Origin of the sequence: Asaia sp. SF2.1 (assembly GCF_000505765.1) — a bacterium.
Taxonomy (GTDB): Bacteria; Pseudomonadota; Alphaproteobacteria; order Acetobacterales; family Acetobacteraceae; genus Asaia; species Asaia bogorensis.
Map to the genome: position 1 here is coordinate 286,496 of NZ_AYXS01000012.1, position 9,077 is coordinate 295,572.

Annotated in this window: 9 protein-coding genes; 6 read left to right on the forward strand and 3 right to left on the reverse strand. The window is 60.5% G+C overall.

The annotated features are described in order from the left end of the window. Both P792_RS27645 and tkt read right to left on the reverse strand, forming a co-directional pair. The coding region (locus P792_RS27645) for a transaldolase family protein (RefSeq protein WP_031240689.1) at positions 1-219 on the reverse strand (219 nt) is incomplete at its 3' end. Between the two features lie 157 nt (positions 220-376). After that, positions 377-2,497: a transketolase gene (tkt, locus tag P792_RS27650; RefSeq protein ID WP_023978566.1), complete on the reverse strand. Its 2,121-nt coding sequence runs from the start codon at positions 2,495-2,497 to the stop codon at positions 377-379. A gap of 1,438 nt (positions 2,498-3,935) precedes the next feature. Between tkt and P792_RS27655 the strand changes: the two genes are divergently transcribed. The 6 genes from P792_RS27655 to P792_RS27680 all read left to right on the forward strand — a co-directional run bounded on the left by P792_RS27655 (position 3,936) and on the right by P792_RS27680 (position 8,254). Beyond that, positions 3,936-4,451, forward strand: coding sequence for an ankyrin repeat domain-containing protein (locus P792_RS27655; RefSeq protein WP_023978567.1), 516 nt, complete (start codon positions 3,936-3,938; stop codon positions 4,449-4,451). Then, on the forward strand, positions 4,448-5,515 hold the full coding sequence (locus P792_RS27660; RefSeq protein WP_023978568.1) for a histidinol-phosphate transaminase: 1,068 nt from the start codon (positions 4,448-4,450) through the stop codon (positions 5,513-5,515). The genes P792_RS27655 and P792_RS27660 overlap by 4 nt, the downstream gene beginning before the upstream one ends. Before the next feature lie 124 nt (positions 5,516-5,639). After that, positions 5,640-5,924, forward strand: a complete 285-nt coding sequence (locus P792_RS27665; protein WP_023978569.1) for a hypothetical protein — start codon at positions 5,640-5,642, stop codon at positions 5,922-5,924. A gap of 86 nt (positions 5,925-6,010) precedes the next feature. Next, entirely contained in the window at positions 6,011-7,252 is a 1,242-nt protein-coding gene (locus tag P792_RS27670) for an aminopeptidase (protein WP_023978570.1), read from the forward strand. Further along, positions 7,249-7,776, forward strand: coding sequence for a hypothetical protein (locus P792_RS27675; protein ID WP_023978571.1), 528 nt, complete (start codon positions 7,249-7,251; stop codon positions 7,774-7,776). The genes P792_RS27670 and P792_RS27675 overlap by 4 nt, the downstream gene beginning before the upstream one ends. A gap of 49 nt (positions 7,777-7,825) precedes the next feature. Beyond that, a complete protein-coding gene (locus P792_RS27680; protein ID WP_235075450.1) occupies positions 7,826-8,254 on the forward strand; it encodes a hypothetical protein in 429 nt (142 codons plus the stop codon). A 90-nt stretch (positions 8,255-8,344) separates the two neighbouring features. Here P792_RS27680 and P792_RS27685 read toward each other — a convergent pair whose 3' ends face one another. Then, positions 8,345-8,689, reverse strand: coding sequence for a hypothetical protein (locus P792_RS27685; RefSeq protein WP_031240697.1), 345 nt, complete (start codon positions 8,687-8,689; stop codon positions 8,345-8,347). Positions 8,690-9,077: the final 388 nt, after the last annotated feature.

Here is a 9,077-nt window from a genome sequence, read left to right on the forward strand (position 1 = left end):
CTGAGCGTCGTAATCCGTGCCATACCCCATGGCCTTCTCGAAGATGGCCGGGTTGGAAGTGACGCCACGCAGGCCGTCTTCGTCCACCAGCTTCTGCAGGCTGCCATCGGCAGTGTAGGATCTCTGGATGAAGTCCAGCCAGGGTGACTGGCCAAATTTGGAAAGGTCACGCAGCGGGTTCCCGCTCGTGGCGGCACCCTGCTTCTGTTCGACGTCCATGACGTACTCCTGTCTGTCCACCTGACGGGCTCCCTGTGGACACCCGTCTCAGCTCAGGTCGGCCTTCCGACCCTGACCTCAAATTGAGGGGGCCAAAGCACGCTAGGGCCCCGAAAGGCCCGACCGCCGAGGAAGCGGTCAGGCCCCGGTAGTCGTCTTACTTGCGGGCAGCCTGCTCGCGGGCCGCGTCGTAAACCTTCTCCGGCGTGAAGCCGAACTTGGTGAGAAGGCTCTTGAGCGGTGCCGAGGCGCCGAAACTGTTCATCGCGATGATCGAACCGCCGATGCCGGTGTAACGATCCCACCCGAAAGCGGCAGCCTGTTCAACGGCCACACGTCCCTTGACGTCCGGCGGCAGCACGCTGTCCTTGTAGGCCTGATCCTGCTCCTCGAAGAGGTCGAAGGACGGGAAGGAAACAACGCGGGCCTTGATGCCTTCGGCCGTCAGCTTCTCATAGGCGTCAACCACCAGCGAGACTTCCGAACCAGAAGCCATCAGGATCACATCCGGCTTGCCTTCACAGCTTGCCAGGACATAGGCGCCCTTCGCTACACCAGCAGCGGAAGCATACTTGCTGCGATCCAGCGTCGGCAGGTTCTGGCGGCTCAGAACGAGCACGGCAGGCTTGTGCGTCTGCGGGATCAGGGTGCGCCAGGCTTCAGACACTTCGTTGGCGTCGCCGGGACGAATGGTCATGATACCGGGTGTGGCGCGCAGCTGGGCCAGCTGCTCGATCGGCTGATGTGTCGGACCGTCTTCACCAACACCGATGGAGTCATGGGTGAAGATGTAGATGACCGGCAGCTCCATGAGAGCCGACAGACGGATCGGGGCCTTCATGTAATCCGAGAAGATCAGGAAGCCCGAACCGTAGGTGCGCAGGCCAGCCAGCGCCATACCGTTGCAGATCGACCCCATGGCGTGTTCGCGAATGCCGAAATGGACATTGCGGCCGCCATAAGTACCACCCCACTGCGGCGGCTGGAACGAACCAGCGCCCTCGAAGGTCAGGTTCGTCTTGGTCGAGGGCGAAAGGTCAGCCGAACCACCGATCATCCAGGGGATGTTCTTGGCGACGGCGTTGATCAGCTTGCCCGAGCTGGCGCGCGAGGCAACGCCCTTGGCGTCGGCTTCCCAAACCGGAATATCCTTGTCCCAGCCTTCCGGCAGGCGACGCTCGAAGATCGCGCGCAGCTCGGCGGCTTCCTTCGGATATTCGCTGGTGTAGCGATCGAACAGCGCATGCCATTCCGCACGAGCCTTGGCACCGCGCTTGCCGAGGCCTTCCTGGAAGTGCTCCAGAACGCCTTCCGGCACATGGAAAGCATCGGTCCAGGGCCAGTGATAGGCCTTCTTCGCACCGGCGATTTCTTCTTCGCCAAGCGGCTCGCCATGGGCAGAGGCCGTACCGGCCTTCTTGGGCGCACCGAAACCGATCACCGTGTGCATCACGATGAGGCTCGGACGATCCTTGACCGAACGGGCTTCCTCAAGGGCTTTGCTGACAGCGGCGATGTCATTGACATCGTTGACCGTCACCACGTGCCACTTATAGGCGCGGAAACGCTCAGCCACGTTTTCCGTGAAGGCGAGATCGGTCGAACCTTCGATAGAAATCTGGTTGGAGTCATACAGCCAGATCAGGTTGCCCAGACCCAGGTGACCCGCCATCGAAGCCGCTTCGGACGAAACGCCTTCCATCATGTCGCCGTCACCACAGAACACGTAGGTGTGGTAGTCGAACAGATCGAAGCCGGGGCGGTTGTAATGGGCAGCGAGATACTTCTCGGCCATTGCCATACCGACGGAGTTGCCACAGCCCTGACCCAGCGGGCCGGTGGTGGTCTCAACGCCGGAGGTGTGGCGGAATTCCGGATGACCAGGGGTCTTGGAATTCAGCTGACGGAACTGCTTGAGATCTTCGAGGGTCAGCGACGGGCTGTCTAGAACCTTGTCCTTCACCACATCGCGGATGCCGGTCAGGTAGATCGTCGAATACAGCAGCATCGACGCGTGACCGACGGACAGCACGAAACGGTCGCGGCCAGGCCACAGCGGATCGGCCGGATCGTATTTCAGGTCATTCTGCCAGAGGGTGTACATGACAGGAGCCAGCGCCATGGCCGTTCCCGGATGGCCTGAGTCGGCCTTTTCCACACCATCCATCGACAGGGTGCGGATGGTGTTGATGCTCAGCTGCGCGATGTCAGAGACACTGGCGCCGGCCGCTCCACCGGTTTCCGCGCCGAACGCGGACGGGTTGCTACAAGAACGCATCAAAAATCGACCTCCGAATTAACTCTCTGCGATGGAAAACCATCAGCCGGACAGACACCAATGTTCAAGACCGGTTTGCTGTCCGAGACAACCCCATCGGGGATCCTTTTCGTATCGGCGACCATGCAGAGTCAGCGACCACCCTCACCTTGCACGGCGCACCTTGGGGAGGCGGTTTCCAAACACCCTGACCATACGCCCTGGTCAGCGCGATGTTCCGCTGGACTGCACATATTGCCTCAAATTCCCGACAGCATTGAAACCAGACTGAAGCCTACCGGCCAGGCAATACATTGCGTTGCGCATAAAACGCCCATTGCCCACATTGTGCTAGAGCCAAAACCATCACGACTGCTCGACTACACGAAAATTTGCAGCATTTGCCGCGACGCGGTCGCAACCGGGGCCGCGCAACGATGGATGAAGTTGCTGTAAACCAGCCTCTTATCGCTTTTCCCCGCCCGACGGCCCATCCACGGCGTGTCGGTGATCCGCCGGGGTTGTCACACGATCTTCACGATAAGCGATGAAATCGAGACGGGGCGGCTCGTGAACCTGACGCCCGTATGTTTCACTTTCCTCGCAGAGGGCGCTGCTGGCCGGGCCGCCGTGAAACCCATAGGTCCTACACAGGTCGTTCTGCGCTGAGGCGACCGGGTAGTAGGCGCTTTGAGGGACTGCCCCGGCTTGCCTCTCGCGCCGCCAGCCCCTCCAACATTTCGCCCCGACGCGCACTTGGTTGGAGAGCTTCCCATCATCCACTTCCCGCGAACGCGAATTCCAGCCAGACCACCGTCTTGTGACGATCAACACGCATAGCGCCGGGAAGGTGCCTCCCCACTCACGCGTTTACGGGTCGGGTGCATCATCATGACAAAGGAATAATAAGGCGTTGCGATCCTCGCTCCCGTGATCGCGCCCCCTTTGGGCGCACCCCGCGTCAGTAGGGACATGCATCGAGGTGTTCATCTACCCCCTCCCCTTGTACGCCCGGCCGCGACCGGCATGCATACCGCCTGTTTTCGGCCCTGGAACAACAATAGTGAACGGCTCGGGGCGCGTTATCTCGCGCTTTCTGGCATTGGCACCTATGACTCGTGAGACGCTCCGCGCGATCTCCAGAGAGCTCACGAGCAGACAACAACCATCAGCAATCGAGCGACGGCACGACATAAGCGAGCCCACCATTTGCAACGGTCCATCTGATGGATAGCAACCCTTAGCCCCCTGCCCCAGCGGCCCACCTACACAGGCTCGCCGCATCGCCCGACCTCCTTGCAAGACATGCTTCGCGCGCAGCATCAAAGGACAAGTCACCATAGGGCACGAGCCATCTAAATCTACCGGGCTTCTTTCGGATCGACCGGGGCTCGGCTATGATTTCTCTCTGCGATCCCCGTGACCGCGCCAGTTCAGGAATGAGAGTCTCCACCCCACGATGACCGAGATGATGCCGGCAGGCAGTTTTTCGCTAGAACAGATCACCGCGCTTTTCATCGATGCCGCCCGCGTGGACGACACCGACATGCTGACGCAATTTCTCGATGCAGGCATGGCAGTCGATGCACAGGACAGCCGCGGCTACACGGCTTTGATCGTAGCGGCCTATAATGGCGTCCTGCCCGCGACGGCGCTGCTTCTCGAACGCGGCGCCAATCCCGACATGCAGGATGCAAAAGGTGCGACAGCCCTGTCGGGGGTCGCCTTCAAGGGGCATCTTGCCGTGGCCGAACTGCTCGTCAGCGCAGACGCCAGTCTCGATATACCCAGCCATCTGGGCCGCACGCCGCTCATGTTTGCCGTCATGTTCGGACGTCAGGATATGGTGCGGTTTCTGCTCTCGAAGGGCGCCAATCCTGCCCATCGTGATGCAGAAGGCCTGTCCGTGCTCGACATCGCGGAATCGCATGGCCAGAGCCATCTTTTCACCTCAAGCGAAGCGGATTTCTCATGAGCCGGTTCTGGAACCCGCTGGTTGCGGATCTGCACCCCTATATCCCGGGCGAGCAGCCGCATTTCACTGATATCCTCAAGCTCAACACCAACGAGCTTCCCTATGGACCGAGCCCGGCCGCGCTGAGCGTCATGCAGGAAGGCTGCAACGATAGCCTGCGGCTCTATCCGGACCCCACGGCCCGTGATCTGCGCCAGACCATCGCGTCGGTCTATGACACGGTGCCGGAGCGCGTTTTTGTCGGTAACGGGTCTGACGAAGTGCTGGCCCATGCCTTTCGGGCGCTGATCGCACCGGAAGCGCCCATGCTCTTTGCCGATGTGAGCTACGGGTTCTATCCCGTCTATTGCGGTCTGTTCGGTCAACCCTATCAGGAAATACCGCTCAACGAACGCTTCGAGATCGACATCGAGGATTATGCCATCCCGTGCGGCGGCATCGCGATTGCCAATCCTAACGCCAATACCGGGCACGCCCTGTCACTCGGGGCGATCTCGCACCTTGCAACGCTGCAGCCTGACCGCACCATCATCATCGACGAAGCCTATGTCGATTTTGGCGCCGAGTCCGCTGTGTCCCTCACCCGGGAGCATGACAATCTGCTGGTTGTGCAAACCCTTTCGAAGTCGCGTGCTCTCGCGGGGCTGCGGGTTGGTTACGCCATAGGCCACCCGGACCTGATTGAGGGACTGATCCGGGTCAAGGACAGTTTCAACTCCTATCCGCTCAGCCGCCTCGCCCAGGCCGGGGCCTCTGCCGCCATTGCCGATACGGCCTGGCTGACCTCGACCACCGGGCGGGTTATGGCGAGCCGCGACAGGTTTGTGCAGGTCATGAGCGGGTTGGGCTTTGACATTCTGCCCTCCTGTGCCAATTTCGTTCTGGTGCACCATCCCGCGCACAAGGCTGGCGATCTGCTGGCCGGGCTTCGGGAGCGCCACATCATCGTCCGGCAGCTGAGTGCCCCTCGCATACGCGACTGGCTTCGCATCACGATCGGCACGGATGATGAGATGAGCCGCCTGATCGAGGCGCTTGCTTCAATGGGTCTGACCGCGCGCTGAGTGTCAGCGCAGTCACCCTTCTGACCTTCACATGACGGGGCTGGCCCGGCGCGATGAGTCGTCGGTCTGGTTCCATGCCGAAAAACGAGTCCCGGGCTGACCGGGCAGATAAAGAGATTTCACGATGCGTTCGTACACAGGACAGCTCTCAGACAACCAACCCATCCGGCGCAACCTGGCCGAGAAGCAGAAGCAGCTGCGTGACCTCAAGGAAACGCTCGCCACAATGAAGCCGCATACATCGCCTTCGCTGAAGGAAAGTGTGCAACGTCGTATCCGCGAACTCGAGGTCGAGATCCGTACCGCGCCACGCAATGACAAACCCGCAACGCAGGACAAGGCACAGCGCAACGAGCGTCAACGCCGTGCGCCGCGCCGCGCCCATCATGCCGAGACATTTGGCGAGTAATCTCGTTCGATCAGGCGCCCCTCACCCGAGGTGAGCAGGGCACCGACCCGAAGTCGAACAAAGGCTTGCCCCGCAGGAGAAACGTGATGTCTGAAGCCACCCTCTCATTCACCGAGCGTCTCGACAGACTCGGTGAAGTTGCCGTTCGCATCGGGCTGAATCTCCAGCCCGGCCAGGAGCTGGTGATTTCCGCGCCGCTGGAGGCCGTCTCGCTGGTGCGCCGCATCACCGAGCACGCCTATCGCGCCGGCGCGAGTCTCGTCACAACGCAATATGCCGATGATGAGGCAACGTTGGCACGCTATCGCTTTGCCTCCGATGAGAGCCTCGACAAGAGCGCCCAGTGGATGGCGGATGGCATTGCACGGGCTTATCGGGAAGGTGCTGCGCGCCTAGCCATTACCGGCAGTAATCCGACCCTGCTCAACGGGCAGGATCCGGCCCGCGTGTCACGCGCAAGCCGCTCTGCATCGCGTGCCAGCCGTGAGGCCATGGAGATCATCACGCGCTTTGATACCAACTGGACGATTGTTGCCTATGCAACAGCCAGCTGGGCTGCGCAGGTCTTTCCCGATCTGCCGACGCAGGAAGCGCAGGACCGACTCTGGAACGCCATATTTGCCTCGTCCCGACTGGATGCGGCTGATCCTGTCATTGCCTGGAAACAGCATAATGCAACCCTGCATGCCAAGGCGGCGATGCTGAATGAGCGCCGCTTTCATGCCCTACACTTCACCGGCCCCGGCACGGATCTGACTGTAGGCCTTGCAGATGGCCACGCCTGGGCGGGCGGTGCCGAGCGCACGACAAACGGGATTGAGTGCAACCCGAACATACCGACCGAAGAGGTCTTTACGACTCCTCACAGCCATCGGGTGATCGGACACGTTTCAAGCACCAAGCCGCTCTTTCATCAGGGCACGCTGATCGACGAAATCCGCGTGACCTTTGCTGAGGGGCGTATCATCGAGGCCCATGCTGGCAAGGGAGAAGATGCGCTGCGCCGGATTCTGGAAACAGATGAAGGCGCCGCCCGCCTTGGCGAAGTGGCTCTGGTGCCCCATGCCTCGCCCATCTCGGACACCGGCATCCTGTTCCGCAACACGCTGTTCGATGAAAATGCCTCGAGCCATATTGCGCTTGGCCAGGCCTACACCAAATGCCTGTTCGACACCGAAGGGGCCTCGGCTGAAATGCTCGCTGCCCGCGGTGCCAATACAAGCATGATCCATATCGACTGGATGATCGGCTCGGACAAGATCGACCTTGATGGTCTGGCTGAGGATGGCACTGCGACACCGCTGATGCGCAAGGGGGCGTGGGTATGATGAAAATGCACCTGACAAAACTCGCTGCGTTAGGCTTTGCGCTTGCCGTCTCACCTTCTCTGGTTGCAACAAACGCCTTGGCGCAGAACGCGCCCGCTGGTGCGCAAAGCCAGCAGAGCATCCCGCCCGAAATGAGGCAGGATATCGAGGCAGGGCTGGGTTATCCCCTGCCTGCCGACTTCATGCCGCGTGCAGCCCAGACCGTGCAGGCGCTTCAGGCGGCCAATATCCGACCGCCCAACTCCACCCAAATGTCGCTGCGGGCGACAATCGCCCAGATGCAAGCCATCCCGGGTCTGCCTGCCATCCTGAGCGCACACGGCTTCACGCCAGAGACGTTCGTGATGGGTATGACCGCCTTCGGGATGACAGTTGCTGCGACAAATGGTCAGCCTCTGCCCGCTGGTCTGCCTGCACCGAACCCAGCCAATGTTGCCCTCTTTCACGCCCATCCGGATCAGGTGACTGCACTGATGCAGGCTATGGGAACACCACCGGGGCAGATGCAGGGTCAGGATAACTGAACCGGGTATCCTGAAGGTCACGTCCGGGCCACGTCAGGCCCGGATATCCTTGAAGCAGAAAGTAGCAGACATGAAGGAATTTGCCCTCGACCCGGCAACCCTGCCCGAGGCCGATATCCTCGGCCTGGCGCAAACGGGACAGCTTTTACGGGCGGAGCGTCAGACATCTGAGAATGGTATTCCGGCGTTCATCTCCCGCGAAGACTGGGATCGCACTCAGGCGCGTTTTGGTGCGTGTGGCAGGGACAGCGGCGACCTTCTTACCGCCCTCGAGAAGGCCGTGCAGCGCCTTATGGGTCATGCCGCCGAAACCCTTGCAACGCGTGAAGCCGGTGTGGTCAGCGCCATCCTCAGCGCCCGTACCGACCTGTTCGACGATGGTGGATCGACCTATCTCTCTTTCCTCCGCGACGCCACCCACCCAGTTGCATGCGTCATCATTGGCAGTCGCCCGTGGCTCACGACTGAGGGGGCCTGAAAACGCACTGCCTCAGCATCATCGGATCGCGTTAGCGACACCCCGAGACGTTCAGCCTCTAGACTTAGGCCCAACCGGCCTGCATGGCGCTTATGCTTTGGGGGCATCGCTCAAAGCTTCAGCCTCTCCCTGCCCCGCCCCCTCAGTCGTGCTTCCTGTTTGCGAGCGTTTGATAGCGGCTCGCGCCTGTATGAATGCCTGATACGCCACGGCAACATCGATGGCGACCTCGCGCTCCGCGAGTCTCGCCCGTTCAATCGACGCACGGGCTTCCGGAAGCCAGTTGACGAACCCTTCAACGGCGCTGTCCTCATCGTTAGAAGCTAGCACATTGCGCTCGGCGCTGACGATTTCGGCCTCGGCATTACGCCTGGCGCGCCGCACGCCGGTTTCCCGTCGCAGGACCGCAGTCAGGGCCTGCGCCCGATCCATCATCTCATGCCATCTTTGCAGCCGGGTGCTCTTCCTGATTCGCACGGCACTCACTTCTCATTACCGGCCCGTCGACGCGCGTGACTTGCCAAAATACATGACGAAATCATCAACATCGCCATCGTTGAGCAGCCCAGGTTAGTTAATTTCACGATCAAAGGCACATGCCGTTGGAGTGATCAATGAAGAATAGGCGCTTGAAAATACAACCTGAGCGCGCATCCCTTGTGTTGCGGCGCCCTCTACAAGACGAGCTCAGGTCGAGGCTCGTTAACGGCCGTTAAATACTCTATATGTTAGTGTAATCGAAACTATAAAATACACCGAAAAACCTTAGATACAGCTTCGATTTGCCCGAGGATTCGAACGCCTGTTTCAGAGAAATTGTAAG